Source organism: Corallococcus sp. EGB (assembly GCF_019968905.1).
GTDB lineage: Bacteria > Myxococcota > Myxococcia > Myxococcales > Myxococcaceae > Corallococcus.
Window position 1 is genome coordinate 5,827,566 of record NZ_CP079946.1, and the last position, 16,864, is coordinate 5,844,429.

Annotated in this window: 19 protein-coding genes and 1 pseudogene; 12 read left to right on the top strand and 8 right to left on the bottom strand. The window is 69.6% G+C overall.

The genetic code is table 11. The annotated features are described in order from the left end of the window. Positions 1 to 38 precede the first annotated feature (38 nt). The 3 genes and pseudogenes from KYK13_RS23890 to KYK13_RS23900 all read left to right on the top strand — a co-directional run bounded on the left by KYK13_RS23890 (position 39) and on the right by KYK13_RS23900 (position 1,156). Positions 39 to 260: a hypothetical protein gene (locus tag KYK13_RS23890; RefSeq protein ID WP_223633743.1), complete on the top strand. Its 222-nt coding sequence runs from the start codon at positions 39 to 41 to the stop codon at positions 258 to 260. A 160-nt stretch (positions 261 to 420) separates the two neighbouring features. Then, positions 421 to 711, top strand: coding sequence for a DUF6310 domain-containing protein (locus tag KYK13_RS23895; RefSeq protein WP_223633744.1), 291 nt, complete (start codon positions 421 to 423; stop codon positions 709 to 711). Next, a pseudogene (locus KYK13_RS23900) lies at positions 620 to 1,156 on the top strand (DUF5953 family protein). Before KYK13_RS23895 ends, KYK13_RS23900 begins: the two are co-directional and overlap by 92 nt. Before the next feature lie 54 nt (positions 1,157 to 1,210). Here the strand turns inward: KYK13_RS23900 and KYK13_RS23905 are convergent. Together KYK13_RS23905 and rdgC are read right to left on the bottom strand one after the other, a co-directional pair. After that, complete coding sequence (locus KYK13_RS23905; RefSeq protein ID WP_223633745.1) at positions 1,211 to 1,900, bottom strand: hypothetical protein; 690 nt, start codon at positions 1,898 to 1,900, stop codon at positions 1,211 to 1,213. Continuing rightward, positions 1,887 to 2,537: a recombination-associated protein RdgC gene (gene rdgC / locus KYK13_RS23910; protein WP_223633746.1), complete on the bottom strand. Its 651-nt coding sequence runs from the start codon at positions 2,535 to 2,537 to the stop codon at positions 1,887 to 1,889. Before rdgC ends, KYK13_RS23905 begins: the two co-directional genes overlap by 14 nt. 190 nt (positions 2,538 to 2,727) lie before the next feature. Here rdgC and dacB point away from each other — a divergent pair, with 190 nt between their 5' ends. The 5 genes from dacB to KYK13_RS23935 all read left to right on the top strand — a co-directional run bounded on the left by dacB (position 2,728) and on the right by KYK13_RS23935 (position 8,816). Continuing rightward, entirely contained in the window at positions 2,728 to 4,215 is a 1,488-nt protein-coding gene (gene dacB, locus KYK13_RS23915; RefSeq protein ID WP_223633748.1) for a D-alanyl-D-alanine carboxypeptidase/D-alanyl-D-alanine-endopeptidase, read from the top strand. 37 nt (positions 4,216 to 4,252) lie between these two features. After that, positions 4,253 to 6,433: a prolyl oligopeptidase family protein gene (locus KYK13_RS23920; protein WP_223633750.1), complete on the top strand. Its 2,181-nt coding sequence runs from the start codon at positions 4,253 to 4,255 to the stop codon at positions 6,431 to 6,433. Positions 6,434 to 6,520: 87 nt separating this feature from the next. Then, a complete protein-coding gene (locus tag KYK13_RS23925) occupies positions 6,521 to 6,976 on the top strand; it encodes a hypothetical protein (RefSeq protein ID WP_223633753.1) in 456 nt (151 codons plus the stop codon). A gap of 48 nt (positions 6,977 to 7,024) precedes the next feature. Then, a complete protein-coding gene (locus KYK13_RS23930) occupies positions 7,025 to 7,672 on the top strand; it encodes a TetR/AcrR family transcriptional regulator (RefSeq protein WP_223633755.1) in 648 nt (215 codons plus the stop codon). A gap of 58 nt (positions 7,673 to 7,730) precedes the next feature. Beyond that, the gene (locus KYK13_RS23935; protein WP_223633758.1) at positions 7,731 to 8,816 is read left to right on the top strand and encodes an alanine racemase; all 1,086 of its coding nucleotides are present in this window, start codon (positions 7,731 to 7,733) and stop codon (positions 8,814 to 8,816) included. Between the two features lie 10 nt (positions 8,817 to 8,826). On the opposite strand, the gene KYK13_RS23940 is transcribed toward KYK13_RS23935, so the two are convergent. Further along, positions 8,827 to 9,822, bottom strand: coding sequence for a hypothetical protein (locus KYK13_RS23940; protein ID WP_223633761.1), 996 nt, complete (start codon positions 9,820 to 9,822; stop codon positions 8,827 to 8,829). A 214-nt stretch (positions 9,823 to 10,036) separates the two neighbouring features. Here KYK13_RS23940 and KYK13_RS23945 point away from each other — a divergent pair, with 214 nt between their 5' ends. After that, positions 10,037 to 10,927 carry a cyclic nucleotide-binding domain-containing protein gene (locus KYK13_RS23945; RefSeq protein WP_223633764.1) on the top strand — a complete coding sequence of 297 codons (891 nt, stop codon included), beginning with the start codon at positions 10,037 to 10,039 and terminating at the stop codon, positions 10,925 to 10,927. 48 nt (positions 10,928 to 10,975) lie between these two features. On the opposite strand, the gene KYK13_RS38915 is transcribed toward KYK13_RS23945, so the two are convergent. The 3 genes from KYK13_RS38915 to KYK13_RS23955 all read right to left on the bottom strand — a co-directional run bounded on the left by KYK13_RS38915 (position 10,976) and on the right by KYK13_RS23955 (position 12,552). After that, positions 10,976 to 11,107: a hypothetical protein gene (locus KYK13_RS38915; protein WP_255653980.1), complete on the bottom strand. Its 132-nt coding sequence runs from the start codon at positions 11,105 to 11,107 to the stop codon at positions 10,976 to 10,978. 226 nt (positions 11,108 to 11,333) lie between these two features. Next, positions 11,334 to 11,834, bottom strand: coding sequence for an NUDIX hydrolase (locus KYK13_RS23950; RefSeq protein WP_223633767.1), 501 nt, complete (start codon positions 11,832 to 11,834; stop codon positions 11,334 to 11,336). 133 nt (positions 11,835 to 11,967) lie between these two features. Beyond that, a complete protein-coding gene (locus tag KYK13_RS23955) occupies positions 11,968 to 12,552 on the bottom strand; it encodes a YdeI family protein (RefSeq protein ID WP_223633770.1) in 585 nt (194 codons plus the stop codon). 103 nt (positions 12,553 to 12,655) lie between these two features. Between KYK13_RS23955 and KYK13_RS23960 the strand changes: the two genes are divergently transcribed. Then, on the top strand, positions 12,656 to 13,399 hold the full coding sequence (locus KYK13_RS23960) for a hypothetical protein (RefSeq protein ID WP_223633773.1): 744 nt from the start codon (positions 12,656 to 12,658) through the stop codon (positions 13,397 to 13,399). Positions 13,400 to 13,408: 9 nt separating this feature from the next. Here KYK13_RS23960 and KYK13_RS23965 read toward each other — a convergent pair whose 3' ends face one another. After that, positions 13,409 to 14,416, bottom strand: coding sequence for a DUF4105 domain-containing protein (locus KYK13_RS23965; RefSeq protein WP_223633776.1), 1,008 nt, complete (start codon positions 14,414 to 14,416; stop codon positions 13,409 to 13,411). 188 nt (positions 14,417 to 14,604) lie between these two features. Between KYK13_RS23965 and KYK13_RS23970 the strand changes: the two genes are divergently transcribed. After that, positions 14,605 to 14,832, top strand: coding sequence for an MbtH family protein (locus KYK13_RS23970; protein WP_143901243.1), 228 nt, complete (start codon positions 14,605 to 14,607; stop codon positions 14,830 to 14,832). 61 nt (positions 14,833 to 14,893) lie between these two features. Here the strand turns inward: KYK13_RS23970 and fruA are convergent, their stop codons facing one another. Continuing rightward, a complete protein-coding gene (fruA, locus tag KYK13_RS23975) occupies positions 14,894 to 15,580 on the bottom strand; it encodes a response regulator transcription factor FruA (protein ID WP_223633780.1) in 687 nt (228 codons plus the stop codon). A gap of 497 nt (positions 15,581 to 16,077) precedes the next feature. On the opposite strand from fruA, the gene KYK13_RS23980 reads away from it, so the two are divergent. After that, positions 16,078 to 16,863, top strand: a complete 786-nt coding sequence (locus KYK13_RS23980; protein WP_223633782.1) for an RDD family protein — start codon at positions 16,078 to 16,080, stop codon at positions 16,861 to 16,863. The last annotated feature ends 1 nt before the right edge of the window (position 16,864 follow it).

Sequence of the window (16,864 nt, forward strand, 5' to 3'; positions counted from 1 at the left end):
GGAAGTACGGGTCCGATGGCACTCACCTCGGAGGACACATGAACGCGTCGCGACTGAAGCAGACGATTCCTGGATTCGCGCTGATCATCGGCATCATGGCGGGTACGGCCCTGGCCATGGTTCCCGGCTCGAAGGCGGAGACAACCGATACCCAGGCAGTCCAGATGATCTGCTCGGCCAGCTGCAAGCCATGTTCGAGCCAGTTCGACTGTGGCAGCCGTGAAGGCTCCTGCGGAGTCTGGCGCTGCACCAACCCGTAAAAGAGCGACGGCGACGCCATCGGCCTCCGAGTCCCAGGACTCGGGGGCTCTTTCAATTGTTGCGAAGAGGTGGCCATGCGTTTGCGGAAATGCGGCGCCCTTTTGCTTCTGCTCGTTTTCTCGGCCTGCGCCACGACGGAGCCACGCCCCAGAGTGTCAGATGCCCGAGGAAGCGGGGGCCATCGGTGCACGCAAACCGTGGGAGATCAAGACCCACGAGTTCGATTCGTACAATGACTTTGTCCGGGAACAGGAGATCAGGAAGGAAGTGAAGCAATTGAAGCAGGAGCGAGACGTTGCGACGGCATGTGGCGATGACTTCGTCCCCTGCTCGATGTCGTCGTCACTGGATGCAACCGATGACCGTGCGAAACAGACTCACACTCATCACCTATGCGCCTGCGCTCGTGGGCAAAGACAACCGCACGCTCAACGTCATCCATGGGATTGAGAAGGCGTTCCCTGGCTTGCGCTTGGAGTGGGAAGTTGGCGAAGGTGGGCGCCTCGGATCATTGCCGCGGCGTGACGCATGACTCTTGGGAAGAATCGAGGACGGTGGCTTCCCGGTCGTGTGCAACGGCGACGAGAGTTACCCCGTGACAGTCTGGGGAGTTGAGAGTTCAGGATTGTCCAGCCCAGGCGGCCAGCCCCCATTTGAAATACACGCAAAACTGCCACTGGACGAGCCCGTGCTCGCGGCCGCAGCGGAGGTCATCGGGTTCCCGGATCCAGTTCGCGATACCGAGCTGCTCGCGGGGGCGCATCGCACTCCGTCGGGCGGGGGGCTCGTGCAGCTCACGGATGCACCGCTCGATTACGACAATCCCGCCCACCTGGACGCGCTCAAGCGGGCCTACGAGCGCTTCCCGGTGATCGGCGGGCGCACAGCGCCTTGAATCAGAACAGCTGCCCGGTCACGACTCCGACCCGGGCAGCTGTTTCATCCAGTCTCAGCCCCGAGCAGCGCGGGCTTCGCGGCCCCTGGCACGGGCGGCCTTCGAGAGCACGTCGCTCCCCTTCTCCTCGCCCCTCATCCACTCCTTCATCGCCGGCACCACCTGCTTGCTCCAGCCGCGGCCCGCGCGCACGGACAGGAAGTCCTGCACCAGCGCGTCCACCATGGCGGAGAGCTGCTCCGTCAACTCCAGACGCTCGGAGAGCTGATCATCCTCTTCCTCCGTCAGGAGCGCGGGCAGCTTCGCGGCGCGGATGTCCAGGAACTCGGAATCGAGCGTGACTTCGTACTCGCGCTCGCCGTGCGACAGGCGCAGCCGCGCCTGGGCCACCAGCAGACCCCGGTCCAGCGAGTGGCGCACATTCTCCGAGTACGGCGCCAGCGTGCCCTTGGCGCTCATCTCCGTGACGTCACCCGCCACGCCGCGCAGCACCACCTTGCCCAGGAAGAGCACCACCACGCCCGCGCCGTCGTACTCCACCAGCGGGTCGCCCGACTCCGAGCGCCACAGCAGCCACGTCATGAACTCGCGGCCCAGGTAGGCCCGGCCGCGCAGCAGCTGTTCGCGGGCCTTGCCCTTTTCGACTTCGGCTTCGTCCTTCTCCTCCTCCGTGGCGACACCATCCACGCCCACGTCGCCGCGCGCGAACGCCGCCTCTTCCCTCGCCTGCTCACGCCTCGCCATGGGCGTCCTCCACTGAAGCCGTCGCCGGCAGGTCCATGCCAATGAGCTCCGCCGTGGGGCCCAGGGCCTTCTCGTCGATGCCCGCACGCTGCGCCAGGGACGCGGGCGTGATGGCCGTCGTCTTCACCGCCAGGGCCCCCTCCAGCGCGACGGCGATCTCATCCACCGTCTTGCGGGACGCGGCCCAGATCTGCACCTGGTGCGTCTTCAGGTTCCACGTCACGTCCAGCACGCTGGTGCGCGGCACCGCGCGCTGACGCAAGAGCTGCTTGAGCTCCGCGCGCTGCTTGTTCTTCTCCGCGCGCGCGGGCGGCCGGCCGTTCTCCTTGCCGAAGGCGGCGGCCCACTTGTCCAGCTCCGACTTCATCATCGACGCGGGCACCTTCAGCGTGTCGATGCGGAAGGCGAACAGGGCGTACTCGCCGTAGAAGAGATTTCCGGTCGCGAACTCGGAGGACTCCGGGTTCTCCAGCTCCACGAAACCCGCGGCGCGCTCCTCCTCGGAGCGGCGGTCGATGGGCTCGAACGCATGGGACTTGAGCCCCTTGGTCAGCCAGCGCTTCACGTCGGACGGCGCATCCTTGGCCGGTTCGGTCCGGAAGCGCGAAAAGGTCACGGCACCACGTAGGACAGGCATGGGGCGCGGCAGGATGGGGGGCCTGTGACGCCGCGTCAAGGCACTCGGTGTGGCTGGACGGCCTGGGCCGGGAATAGCCTCCGCCCAAGGCCGTTTGCCCGCGCGACGTCCAACCGTGCACGCCTCCGCCCCACCCCGCTGGCGGGAATCCATGACACTCCCAGGCACGCGACATACGGTGGCCGCCGCCATGCGCCGCGCACTCCTGCCCGCCAGCGTCGTTGCCCTCTTCCTGTCCGCCTGCACCCACACACCCGCCATCAAGGAGGGCTCCCCGCGCGACACCCTGTCCGGCGTCACCAGGGCCCTGCTGGAGACCCTGGAGGCGGACGGCGCGCTCGCGGGCGTGTCCGTGGTGGACGCCCGCACCGGCGAGCCCCTCTTCACCCACCGCGAGAACGTACGCCTTCTGCCCGCGTCCACGATGAAGGTGGTGTCCACCTCCGCCGCGCTGTCCGCGCTGGGAGCGGACTTCCGCTTCGTGACGCCGGTCTTCCTGGAGGGCTCGCAGACGGGGGGCCTGTTCCTGGGCGACGTGGTGGCGCAGGCGTCCGGGGACCCGTCGCTGGGCTCGTGGCGCTTCCCGGAGACGGCGCTCGCGTGCGACCGGATCGCGGAGGCCTTCCAGGCGCGCGGCATCCACCAGTGGCGAGGCAGCGTGCGCATCTCCGGCACGGACGGAGTGGACAGCGGGCTGGGGCCGGGCTGGGCCTGGGATGACGCGGCGTATGCGTACAGCGCCGCGCCCACCCCCTTCGTCTTTCGCGAGAACGTGGTGGACCTGGCGCTGACGCGCGCCCCCGGCGCCACCTGCGCGGACGCGCCTTCCGTCCAGTGGAACCCCACCTTCGCCACGCTGTCCGCAGTGGTCAACGTGGACGCGAACGCGGAGCGCGCGAACCTGGCCTGCGTGCGAGGAGGCGGCGGCGTGCGCTGCACGTGGCGCTCGCCTTCGGGCGGGCCGTGCCCCCAGTCCGCCGCGGTGAAGCTGTCCATCGATGCGCCGGAGGCCCTCTTCGCCGCGTGCGTGGATGACGCGCTGGCGCGGCACGGAATCACGCGGCTGCCCCTGTCCCTGGAGGCCCCCACGACGCCCCTGCCGCCCATGCCGTCACCCCTGGTGGAGCTGATCAGCCCGCCCCTGTCGGAGCTGGTGCGCGCGACGAACAAGGAGAGCCTCAACCTGTACGCGGAGCGGCTGGGCATGCGATTCGCCCGCGAGCGCACCGGCCAGGAGGGCTACGTCGCGCTGCGCACCGCCCTGGCCACGGAGCTGGCGCGCCGGGGCGTGCCCGCCAAGGACCTGCGTCCCGTGGATGGCAGCGGCCTGTCCCGTTACAACCTGGCCACGCCCCGGGGCATGGCGCGCGTGCTGCTCACCAGCCTCCAGGAGCCCTACGGCGCCGCGCTGGTGGACAGCCTGCCGGTGCTGGGCCTGGACGGAACGCTGGCGGGCCGCAAGACGAAGCAGACCACCGCGGGCCGCATCCGCGCGAAGACGGGCACGCTCACGGGCCAGAAGTGCTTCGTGGGCGTGGCGGAGCGGCCGAACGACCCCGAGCACCCGCGCGTCGTCTTCGCGCTGATGCTCGGCAACATGGACGAGGGCACGAAGCCCACCGCCAACGAGACCTTCGACACCTTCTCCACCGCCCTGGTGGAGCTGCCCCTGCGATGAGCGTCCCGCGGGGGAACACCCGCATGCGAGGTGAAACATGAAGTCCAGACTCACAGTGACGACCGCCGCGCTGCTCCTGCCGCTCGTGTCCGGGGCCGCGGGCAAGGCGCCCGCGAAGCCCGCCGCCGCGGAGAAGCAGCCCGTGGAGACGACCTATCACGGCACCACCGTGGTGGACCCGTACCAGTGGATGGAGTCCGCCTCCGACCCCAAGGTGAAGCAGTGGACGGACGCGCAGAACGCATACACGCGCACGTACCTGGACAAGCTCCCGGGCCGCGAGCCGCTGCGCCAGCGCATCACGGAGCTGCTGTCCTGGAAGTCGCCCTCCTACGGCGGCCTGGATGAACAGGGCGGCACGCTCCTGGGGCTGAAGTTCCAGCCACCCAAGCAGCAGCCCTCGCTCATCGTGGTGGGCTCGCTGGACGATACGTCGAAGGAGCGCGTGCTGGTGGACCCCACGCAGGTGGACACCTCCGGCAAGACGACCATCGACTGGTTCCAGCTGTCGCACGACGGCAAGAAGGTCGCCGTGTCCATGTCCAAGGGTGGCACGGAGAGCGGTGACGTCACGGTGTGGGACGTGGCGTCCGCGAAGGCGATGCCCAACGAGCTGGTCCCGCGCGTCAACGGCGGCACGGCGGGCGGCAGCCTCGCCTGGAACGCACAGGGCACGGGCTTCTTCTACACGCGCTATCCGCGCGGCGAGGAGCGCCCGCCCGTGGACCGCGAGGTGTACCAGCAGGTGTACTTCCACGCGCTGGGCACGCCCACGGACAAGGACACGTACGCGCTGGGCAAGGACTTCCCGCGCATCGCGATGACGGAGCTGGAGTCCAGCGACGACGGCCAGTTCACCTTCGCGCGCGTGGCCAATGGTGACGGCGGTGAGTACGACCTGTACCTGTACGGCCCGTCCGGCAAGTGGACGCAGGTGGCGAAGTACGCGGACAAGGTGGTGGCGGCGCGCTTCGGCAGCGACGGCGCGGCGTACCTGCTCAGCCGCAAGGACGCCTCGCGCGGCAAGGTGCTGCGCCTGCCGCTGGCCACGCCCACGCTGGACAAGGCGACGGTGGTCGTCCCCGAGGGCCAGGCGACGGTGCAGGCCGTGGTGCCCACGAAGGGCCGCCTGTACCTGCTGGAGCAGCTGGGCGGTCCGTCGCAGCTGCGCATGGTGGACCTGACCGGCAAGGCGCTGGGCCTGGTGCCCACGCTGCCGGTGTCGTCGGTGGGCGGCGTGGTGCGCCAGGGCGCGGACGACGTGCTCTTCGTCAACGGCAGCTTCACGCAGCCGGCCGCGTGGTTCCGCTACTCGTCCGCGGACAACAAGGTGACGAAGACGGCGCTCGCGCGCACGGCGCCCATCGACATGAGCGACGTGGAGGTGGTGCGCACGGAGGCCACGTCGAAGGACGGCACCAAGGTGCCGCTCACCATCCTGAAGAAGAAGGGCACGAAGCTGAACGGGAACAATCCCACGTGGCTCACCGGCTACGGCGGCTTCAACATCTCCATCTCCCCGGGCTACAGCCCGCTGACGGGCATGTGGCTGGAGCAGGGCGGCGTGTTCGCGGTGGCGAACCTGCGCGGCGGCTCGGAGTTCGGCGAGGAGTGGCACAAGGCCGGCTCGCTCACGAACAAGCAGAACGTGTTCGATGACTTCTACGCCTGCGCGAAGCTGCTGGTGGACCAGAAGTACACGCAGCCCAAGAAGCTGGCCATCCAGGGCGGCAGCAACGGCGGCCTGCTGATGGGCGCGGCCGTGACGCAGCACCCGGAGGAGTACGGCGCGGTGGTGGCGCGCGTGGGCATCTACGACATGCTGCGCACGGAGCTCACGCCCAACGGCCAGTTCAACATCACCGAGTACGGCTCGGTGAAGGACCCCGAGCAGTTCAAGGCGCTGTATGGCTATTCGCCGGTGCACCACGTGAAGGACGGGACGAAGTACCCGTCGGTGCTGTTCACCTCCGGGGCCAATGACCCGCGCGTGGATCCGTTCCACTCGCGCAAGATGGTGGCCCGGATGCAGGCGGCGACGGCGTCCCCCAAGCCCATCCTGCTGCGCGCCAACGCGGAGACGGGCCACGGCATGGGCACGCCGCTGTCCGCGCGCATCGAGGAGGAGGTGGACGTCTACTCCTTCGTCTTCAACGAGCTGGGCATGACGTACAAGCCCAACGCGACGAAGAAGGTCGCCGCGCCCTCGCCGCAGTAGCCGTGCTTCTCGCGCGCCCGTCCCGCGAGCCCGAGTGCTCGGGGACGGGCGTTTCTTCTTCCGCGTTTCGTGGCAGCCTGCCGCCCCATGAGCCCGCTCATCCCCTACTTCGTCCTTTCGCCCATCGTCGCGGGCGGACTGGTCTGGTGGTCACTCACCCGCCTTGGCAAGAAACGCAACGAGCGCGCGAAGGGCTCGCTGGACGCGGTGGTGACGCGGCTGAGGGGGCAGAAGGCCACCGGCACGGCGGACCTCTTCGTCCAGGACGTGTCCTGGTCCGGGGAGACGGAGCTGTCGCCGCAGAACTGCCGCGTGCGCGTGGTGATGGGCGGCCGGGACGCCGTCGGAATCCCCCCGCGCTTCGAGGTGGAGAGCGCTCCGGGAGCCCCCCGCCCGCCCGCGGACGTGCTCGCGGCGCTGCGCGTGCTGGATGAGCAGGCCACGGAGGCCCTGAAGTCCGGCGGCTGGAGCTGGCAGCGGCCCACGATTTCATTCGAGCCGGCCGAGACATCGGCTGGAGCGACTTCCGGCGTCACGCCTTGAGCAGTTGCTCGCTCAGCGCCCCAGAGCCGCTGAGCGGATATCGGTAGGATGAGCGGCACATTGAAAGCCCCCAAGAAGGATGCGCCGTCTCGCGGTGGTGTGGAGCGGCCGGTGCGCGCGGACGCTCGCCGGAACGTGGATGCGCTGCTGGAGGCGGCGATGGCGGTCTTCGCGACGTCGGGAGTGGACGCGCCCGTGCGGGAGATCGCGGACAAGGCCGGGGTCGGTGTCGGCACGCTCTATCGCCATTTTCCGCAGCGCTCGGACCTGATCGTCGCGGTCGTCCGTAACGAGGTGGATGCCTGCGCGGACGCGGCGTCGGACATCGCGGCGAGATACGAGCCCGGGGAGGCGCTCGAGCGTTGGGTGCAGCGCTACGTCGACTTGCTCGCCACCAAGCGTGGGCTCGCGGCGGCGCTCCACTCGGGCGACCCCGCCTTCAAGTCCCTGCCTGATTACTTCCTCGAGCGGATGCGGCCCGTGTTTCAGGGCCTGCTCGATGCCGCGGCCCGCTCGGGCGACATCCGTCCGGACGTGGATGCGACGGAGCTCCTGCTCGCGATCGCCAGGCTCTGCGTCCCGGACCACCACGGCGGAGGCGCGGAGCAGGCACGGCGCATGGTGACCCTGCTCGTGGACGGGCTGCGCCATGGCGCCCCGGCGGCGCCTCCCCGACCGTCCAGAGGTCGTCGTTAGTTCCCCGCGGGCGGTACGGCGCGGCGGACTTCAGGAGCGGGGCTGTTAGAAGGCCCGCATGTCCTCGACCTTCCTCGACACCCTCGACACGCCCGCGCCCCTCGTGGACCTGGACCGCGTGGAGCGGAACCTCCAGCGCGTCGCCACCTACGCCCGTGAGCACGGCCTGCGCTGGCGTCCCCACACGAAGACGCACAAGACGGCGGAGCTGGGCGCGATGCAGGTCGCGGCGGGAGCCTCCGGCGTCACGGTGGCCACCGTGCTGGAAGCCGAGGTCATGGCGTCCGTATCTGACGACGTGCTGCTCGCGTACCCGCCCGTGGGAGCGCGCAAGCTGGCGCGGCTGATGGCCCTGCCCTCTCGCGTGCGACTCACCGTGGCGCTGGACTCCCGGGAGGTGCTCGATGCGTTGGCGCGCGCGGCCCGGGACGCGGGGCGCACCGTGGGCGTGCTCGTGGAGGCGGACCTGGGCATGCGCCGCGTGGGGGTGCGCACGCCCGACGACGCCGTGGCCCTGGCGCGTGCCGCGGCGTCCACGCCCGGCGCGGAGTTCCGTGGACTGACGTTCTACGCGGGCCACATCCGCGTCCCGCAGACCGAGCTGCCCGCCGCGATGAGCGCCCAGTCGGAAGTGCTGGCGACGTTCGTGGATGCATTGCGGAGCGCGGGACTTCCGCCGGAGGTCGTCAGCGGTGGCTCCACCCCCACCCTCTGGCAATCCCATACCGTGAAGGGGCTCACGGAGATCCGCCCCGGCCTCAACGCGCTCAATGACCGCAACGCCGCCGTCGTCGGTGCGTGTGATTGGAGCGAGTGTGCCTATTCCGTGCTGGCCACCGTGGTGAGCACCGCCGTGCCCGGACAGGTGGTCATCGACGCGGGAGCCAAGGCCCTGGTGAAGGAAGACGGCCCCGCTCCGGGCTATGGCGTCCTGCTCGACCGGCCAGAGGTCGTGGTGAAGAACCTGTCGGAAGAGCACGGCCTGCTGGACGTGTCCACGACGACGTGGCGCCCGCGCATCGGCGACCGGGTGCGCGTGGTGCCCAACCATGTCTGTGTTTCGGTCCCCCAGCATCCGCGGCTGCACGTCCTGCGCGGGGACGTCAGCGTGGCGACATGGGAGATCGCCGCGCGCGGCTGGTGAACCCCGGTCTTCACAGGATGCGCTTCAGCTCCTGGGTCAGCAGTTCCTCCAGGTGCCGGATGTTCCGGTAGACGAGACACCGGTAGCTGGACACGTCGAAGCGCAGCTCCTTCACGTCGCGCACCAGCATCAGCGTGGGCTTGCCGCGTCCCCAGGCATAGCCCACCTCCAGATAGACATTGGGGTTCGCCAGGGACAGGTCCGCGATGACGACCTTCGCGGTGTCGATGCGGTCCCGGATGCGCTGGATGATGGGGCCGTCGAAGGTGGCCTGGTCCACGCGCTCGCACAGGAGCCCGGCCGCCTTCACGGGGTTCAGGATGCCGTAGTGGAAGGTGTCCTCCAGCTCCGGCGCGAAGGGCATGGCCACGAAGGCGTGCGGCTTCTCGTGGGCGTTCGCGCCCGCGGAGGCCATGGGCGGCGCCTGGACGAAACGCGACGTCCGCCTCACCCGGAAGCCCGTGGCCCCCATCAGCGGCTCCACACCCGGCGTGAGCCCCAGCCCCAGCGCGAGCGCCTTGCGCAGCCGCTCCACGCGCTTGGGGTTCAGCTCCACCACCGTGACGCGCTCCAGGTCGCGCGGGCCACTGCCGCGCTGGAACGCATCCACGAAGCCGCCCACCAGGGCCAGCACGGCCTCGTCCTCGTCCAGACCATAGTTGGGGCCGTGCACCGTGCACGCGAGGTGGCGCACGTCACTCCGCGGCTCCAGCAGTTGGAGCGCGCGCACGGAGAACTGGCGGATCTCGTGGTAGCCGAACTGCCGCAGGCGCACCGTGCCCAGGAAGAGCACCACCGGCGCCCCCAGGCTCCGGCGCGTGTCGATGAAGCGGTGGTCCCCGGGGAGCAGGTCGAAGGCGCCCATGTCGACCCCGGCCCCCTCCAGCCGGCGAGCCACCGCGCCGTCCGCCCCGTGGAAGCCCTGCGCGTACTTCAGCAGCACGGCATCCGCGGCCGTCTCTCCCACATCCCCCAGGTCCACCACGACATCCAGCGTGTCTCCCATGGGACCGTGACTGTAGGGTGTCCCGGCCCGCCCACGCCATCCCCGGCGCCCGGTCTCCCGCGACAACAGGGTGAAAAACAGACGCGGGGGACGTCGGCCAATCCCTGCTCAAGGCTGCCTTCCGCATGCCTGGCTGTCTTTCAGCCCCCCTCCGTGGCTGTCTGTGAAGCACTTCACAGTTTCTGCCCGGGCGGGCCGGTAGCATTTGGGCACCATGTCCCTGTTCGCGCGCCTGCAGGCCCTGCTGTCCGCCCACCCGTCCGCCCTGGACGCAGCCCCCGCTCAGACGCACGCGACCGCCACCGCCCCCACGGCGGCGGCCGCACCGGCGGACGTGGACAGCGCCGCTGCGCCTCCCGTCTGCACGCGCTACCTGCCCGCAGGCCAGGTGGTGGTGCGCGAGGGCGACCCGGGACACTCGATGTTCGTCGTGCTGGAGGGCCGCGTCGCGGTGCTTCGCGGCGGCGATAACGGCGCCAACACGGAGGTCGGCCGCCTGGGGGCCGGTGACTTCTTCGGAGAGCTGGCGCTGCTTACAGGCACGCAGCGCACCGCCACCATCGTGACGGTGGAGGATGCCGTGCTGCTGGAGCTGACCCAGGCGGGTGTCCGTGAGCTGGGCAAGGACTACGGCGTGAAGGGGGAGCAGATGCAGGTCGCCGCCCGGGAGCGCCTGCTCGCGGACGCGCTGCGCAGCAACCCGCTCATCGCGGCGTTGCCCCCGGACGTGCAGCATGACCTGGGAGATGCCTTCATCCCCTGCACCGTGCCCGCCGGCGAGACCCTGCTCACCCGGGGCCAGCCGGGCGACGCGCTCTACGTCCTCATCCGGGGCCAGTGCGAGGTCTTCCATACGCACGGCGACGGCCGCCAGTCCGCCTATCCCAGGCTGGAGGAAGGCGCCTTGTTCGGGGAGATCTCCCTGCTGCGCAGCCGCCTGGCCACCGCCACCGTGCGCACCGTGACGCCCTGCACGCTCCTCAAGCTGGAGCGCGACGTGTTCAAGAAGGCCTTCCTGGGCCAGCCCGACCTGCGCGGCGCGCTGGTGCGCCTGGGCCTGGAGCGGCTCAAGCACACGATGGAGGTCATGGGCGAGCCGAAGTAGTCCGCCGTCCCTCGCCATCCGGCAGCCTTCCCGTGCGAGCGTCTGTCTTTACCGCAATGCCTCTCGCGCAACGGTGGACCGCAGCGACCAGGCCATCCGCATGGGCTGGAAGAGCAACCGGACCAGTCGCTTGAGGTCCGTATCCAGGCCGAGCGTGGAGATGCGCTTGTCATCGTCCATGGGCACCCGGTCAGGCAGCGCGCCTGAAGGGGCGCTCGCGTGAACGTGAGGCGGCCCGTGCCTGCGCCGACCATGAACGAGCCCAACAGCCCGCGCCCCATGTCCTGCAAAGATGTGGTCCTGACCTCTTGCAACACGGTTCACCCCCGCTCCTGTCGTGCCACCATCACCGGAAGGTGGGGCGGAGCGCCGGAGGGCACAGAACAGCGCTGAGCCTGCCTTCACGCTAGGGAGCCGAGCGTGAGGACACGAGCCCCCGCCGCCGCGCCGCGTCCTCCAGATAGGCACGCACCACGGGCATGAGCGGCAAACGCAGCGCGGTCTCCACGTCGATCCACCGAGCCCACACCACCTCGCGCTGATCGAGCACGAGACGCGGCTCGGTATCGAGCTCCAGCTCGACGAAGTGACACCGGTCCCGCTTGAATTCGTCCGTGTGGTGCAGCTCGCTTACGGCGCGCAGCCGTGAGGCCGGCACATGCAGGCCCACCTCCTCGCGCAGCTCCCGCGCGCCCGTCTCTTCCGGGGACTCGCCGCGGTGCCGGCCGCCGCCCGGCAGCGAGAACGCGTGCTTGTAGGAGTTCTGCAACAGCAGCACCTCACGCCCTCGCCACACCCCCACGAGCGTTCCCTCCGTGCGCGGACGGCGCACGAACCACCACGCGAGCGCCAGGCGATAGGCGCCACGGTAGGCCACGCGCATGAGGGGATCGATCGGGGTGCTCATGGGGGCGATGGTACCCGGACGCGGCGGCCCTGGGCATGGACGGCATGGGCCCATCACCGATGATGCCCGCCCTGATCCAGAAGATGCATCCGCGAGCCCCGCGCGAGCCTCCAGGCGGGCGTCGCGACCCACATCAGCCGCGGAGCTGCTCCCCGGCCTCGAGCATCGCGACGAACTGCGCCAGCCGGCGCGCGCGAGTCTCCGGCTTCTTCGCGTCATGGAGACGGAAGAGGATGGCGTAACGGCTGGCGCCCTTGAGCGTGGCGAAGAACGCCTTCGCCTTCGGGTTCTTCTCCAGCGCGAGCGTCAGGTCCTCCGGCACCTCGATGGTCTTCGCTCCCGCGTACGCCGCCTCCCAGCGGCCATCCGCGCGCGCAGCCTCCACCTCGCGCAGGCCCGCGGGCTTCATGCGTCCGGCGGCGATCAGGGCCTCCACCTTGGCGCAGTTGATCTTCGACCACTTGCTGCGCGGCTTGCGCGGCGTGAAGCGCTGGAGCCAATACTCGTCGTCGAACGCGCCCTTCTGTCCGTCGATCCACCCGTAGCAGAGCGCCACCTCCAGCGCCTGCGCGTACGTCACGGATGGGATGCCGGACTCGAGCTTCGCGAGCTTCACCCAGACACCCGGCGAGTCCGCGTGGTTCTTCTCCAGCCACTTCTCCCAGGCCTTCTCGGACGCGAAGGGTACGGTGGGAAGCTCTTCCTTCTTCGCCTTCATGCGGTGCAACGCCTTTCCCTGCCCCGCGCCTCGCGCCGGGTGCATGACACTCCCACTCTAGCGGTGGAAGGCGGGCCGCGCGGAAGCGGTTATGAAACACGCCATGGCTGATTCCGCCGCCCGTCCGCCCGATGCCCTGCCGCCCTCGCTCGCCCGCGTGGCCTTCCACGCCGTGGCGGCAGGGCTCACCCCGCTCATCCCCGTGCCCTTCCTGGACGACTACGCCCTGCGCCGGGTGCGAGAGCAGTCCGTGCGCGACCAGCTCAAGGAGAAGGGGCTGAAGGCTCCGGACAAGGCCGTGGCGGTGCTCGCCGGCTCGTATGACCCGCGCAGCCTGGGCGGCCAGCTGATGTCCTACCTCAAGGGCGTGGCCCTCTTCCCCGTACGCAAGGTGTTCCGCAAGCTCTTCTTCGTCCTCTGGGTGAAGGACTGCGTGGACCTGACGAGCGTGTGCCTGCACCACGGCTACCTGCTGCACCATGCGTTGGAGCGAGGGGACCTGGACGCGGCCTCGCTCCAGGAGGACGCGCCTCGCAAGGTGCAGGCGGCCATCGTCGCCGCCTGCTCGGAGATGGACGCCCGGCCCGTCAACCAGGCCCTGCGCCGCCTCTTCCGCAGCAGCCGCGTGCTGATGGCCGAGGCCACGCGCATCTTCCTGGACCCGAAGGGAGGCCCCCGCGTGCCCGACCCGGCGACCGAGAACGCGGAGGTGCGGTCCCTCACCGACCGGATCCTCCAGGAGCTCTGGGAGGACCGCGGCTACTTCGCCGCGCTCCAGGCGCACTACGACAAGCACCTGCGCGGCGGCGTCACGCCGCCGGCGTCCCAGGCCGCGACGGGCACCTGAAGAGCCCCGTCACGGGGCCGGCGCCGCGGCCGTCTCCAGCGGCGCGCGGATGCGGGCGGAGAAGTTGTCCCGCCCCTGCGCGGCCAGGGCGCGCGCATTGATGTGGTAGCGCTGGCGGACCTGCTCCAGCGGCGCGTCCGTGTCGATGATGCCCAGCTCGTACGCGAGCGCATCCGAGAACGCCGGCATCAGCGTGCGGTGGTCGTATGGCACGTCCTTCGCGGCCACCTTCTCGAAGTGGCGCACCAGGTTGGTGGTGCAGTTGCTGGTGAGCGTGTCGTAGAACTCCGGCTGCGTGTGCAGGCCGTTCATCCGCTGCACCATGTCCAGGAAGAAGGCGGTGATGCGCTCCTTCGAGGCCTTCACCGGATACACATACACGTCGTCATGGCGGAAGTTGGAGCGCAGCTGCACCAGGTCCCGCTCGTCGCCCACGACGTAGGTGATTTCAAAACGTCGGAAGAGGCCTCCCAGCGCGGAGAACGTCTCGCCCTTTTCGCGCCGCACCTCCACGGAGAACACCACGTGGCGGCCGTCCTGGAAGCCGAAGCTCACCATGGTGTGCGCGGCGCCGTAGAAGCCGGAGAACGGCTCCACGATGAACGACGCATCCGTGAGCGCGTCCGTGTCGTAGGTGGCCGTGTACCAGGCCGGCTCCCAATCCGTGGTGCTGCGGTAGCGGAAGTCGCGCACGTCATGCAGCGTCACCCGCGTCCCGGCCACCTCCGCCCACGGCGCGCGCGCCAGGTCCGGCGCCCAGTCGCGCGCGTTGGAGGGCTGGAACGTGCGCACCCAGCCAAGGACGGACAAGCAGCCCAGCACCATCACCGCCACGCCCCAGCGCCGCGAGCGCCACCGCCAGGCCGCCACCGCCAGCCCCACCACCCCCCCCGCGACGAGCGCCCGCGCCACGTGTGGCCCCTCCGGCCCCGTCCCCGTCAGGGCCAGGGCCATCGCGGCCCAGGCGCCGCCCACGAGGAGCACGAGCCCCGCCACCGCGTTCTTCCAGATGCGCATGCGGCCGAGTATCCGCGCCCCGCTCCGCGCGTGTCACGAACGCGCCTTCCGGGAGCACCCCGGCCGGGCGGCCGGGCGTGGATCCGCCCTCCCAGGAAGGGCGGGGATTTGTCGCATCCGCCTACCTTGACCGCTTTTCCCCGGGTGTGCGACGAAAGGGGGGTCCCCTGCTTTCAGGAGCCATCCCCATGAGCGACGAGCGCGAAGACACGACCATCTACAAGGTCGTCGTCAATCACGAAGAGCAGTACTCCATCTGGCCCGCCGACCGAGAGAACGCGCTGGGCTGGAAGGACGCCGGCAAGCAGGGCCTGAAGGCCGAGTGCCTGGAGTACATCAAGGAGGTCTGGACGGACATGCGCCCCCTGAGCCTCCGCAAGAAGATGGAAGAGGACGCGGCCCGCAACAAGAACTGAAGGCCGCGTCCGCTTCCCACCGCGCCCTCCCCGCCTCAGCGGGGAGGGTGGGCCGTCCCCACTAGAGGTCCGGCGGAGGCCTGACGCCCAGGTGGCAGGCGCGCAAGGCGAGTTGGGTACGGTTCTCCGCGCCCAGCTTGCGGTAGAGCTGCGTGACGTGTGACTTCACCGTCCGCTCCGCGATTTGCAGGTGCGCGGCGATCTTCAGGTTGTCCGCCCCGCCCGCCACGTATTGCAGCACCTCGCGCTCGCGTTGCGTGAGCAGGAGCAGCACGCTCGCCGTGGGCGACGTCACCGGCGGATGCTCGAAGTCGTTGCGCAAGAGCTGCACCGGGAAGAGGCGCTCGCCCCGCACCAGCGACTGCACCGCGGAGGACACCGCGTTCACGCCCAGCCCCGCGCGGAAGAGGTACCCGGAGGCCCCCTCGTCGAAGCACTGGGAGATGACCTCCGGCGTGCTCACCGCGGACAAGAGCAGCATGCGCACCTCCAGCCGGCGCTTGCGGGCCTCGCGCAGCAGGTTGAGCCCCTCCGTCACGGAGCACCCGATGGCGGCTTCGCCGTCGCTCTCCACGTCCAGGATGGCCACCTGCGGTGGATCCGTGCCCAGGCCGTCCAGGAAGCCGCGCACGTCGCGCGTCACCGAAGTGGAATGACCCTCACCCCGAAGGCCCTCGGACAAGCCCTGCCAGGCCGCCCACGGTCCTTCGAGAATCGAAATACGAACTGCCGATTGATTCGCTGCCATGCGATGGCCCCCCAGCCGTCGTGGCGAATTGCTTTCAATGCTACCTGTCGACTTCAACCTGCCCCGGAGTCAGTGGAACCGCGGCGGAACTTCCGCCTGTGATGAGCGTGCGAGAACCGCGCTTCAACTCCATCCGGGGGTCCTGTCAGTGCTGCCCTGCGGACTGCGCTTGCGACTGCCGAACTGGCCCGTTCGGGCCGTTCCTCCTTTTTCGCTTCAAAGCAAATCCAGCCAACCGAGACCCTAACATCATCCAAGCCCTCTTTGCGAACGGACCCTGGCGGGACTGTCAATTGCGCACGGATCCCATCGAAATCCAGGGCCTCGTCCGTCAGGTCGTGATCGCTGTCTGGCTCGGGACATACGTCCCGCGTTCATATTTGGATGTTTTACCTGGTGTTTCGGGCGATATCCGTGCGCGGGCGGTGGAGCGTGCGCGGGTGCACGTGTTGCACGCTTCCTGAACGCGAAGGGCGTATGCTGTGCGCCTAGCGCGCATGACTCCCTCCGCCCCCGCACCCCATGTCGACGTCGCCACGCCCGAGCGGGTGGCCCTCTCCCTGCCCGTGGCCGGCATCGGCTACCGCTGTCTTGCCTGGCTGGTGGACGCGAGCCTGCTGTTCTTCTTCTGGGTGGCGCTCTACTTCGTCATCACCCTGCTGGTGTCCGACGTGCTGGGAGCCTTCCAGGGGCTGTCGGGGCTCACGCAGACATTGCTGGCGGTGGGCCTCTTCGCCACGCAATGGCTGTACTGGACGCTGGCGGAGGTCTTCTTCCATGGACAGACACCGGGCAAGCGCGCGCTGCGCATCCGGGTGGTGCGCGACGATGGCGCGCCGGTGGGCTTCTATGAAAGCGCGGTGAGGAACCTGTGTCGTGCGGTCGACTTCCTGCCGGTGCTCTACGCAACGGGATGCATCACCATGCTGCTGGACTCGCGGCACCGCCGGCTGGGGGACCTGCTCGCCGGCACGGTGCTGGTGCGCGAGGAGGCCATCGACCTGGACAAGTACACGCAAGGCCCCACGACGGACGCGGCGCCCGCGGTGACGCCGGCGACGGGCGCCGCCGTGCAGCGGCCCTTGAACACGGAGGACGTGGAGCTGGTGCTGGCGTTCCTCGCGCGCGCGCCCGGCCTGGAGCCGGAGGTGCGGCGGCGGCTGGGCACCCGGCTGGTGGACCGCGTGGGCGCGGCCCTGACGGACGAGGAGCGCGCGCGGGTGCTCCAGTCCCCTGAGGCCACGGAGTCCTTCCTGCGCACGCGCGCGAAGGCGGTCCACTGAC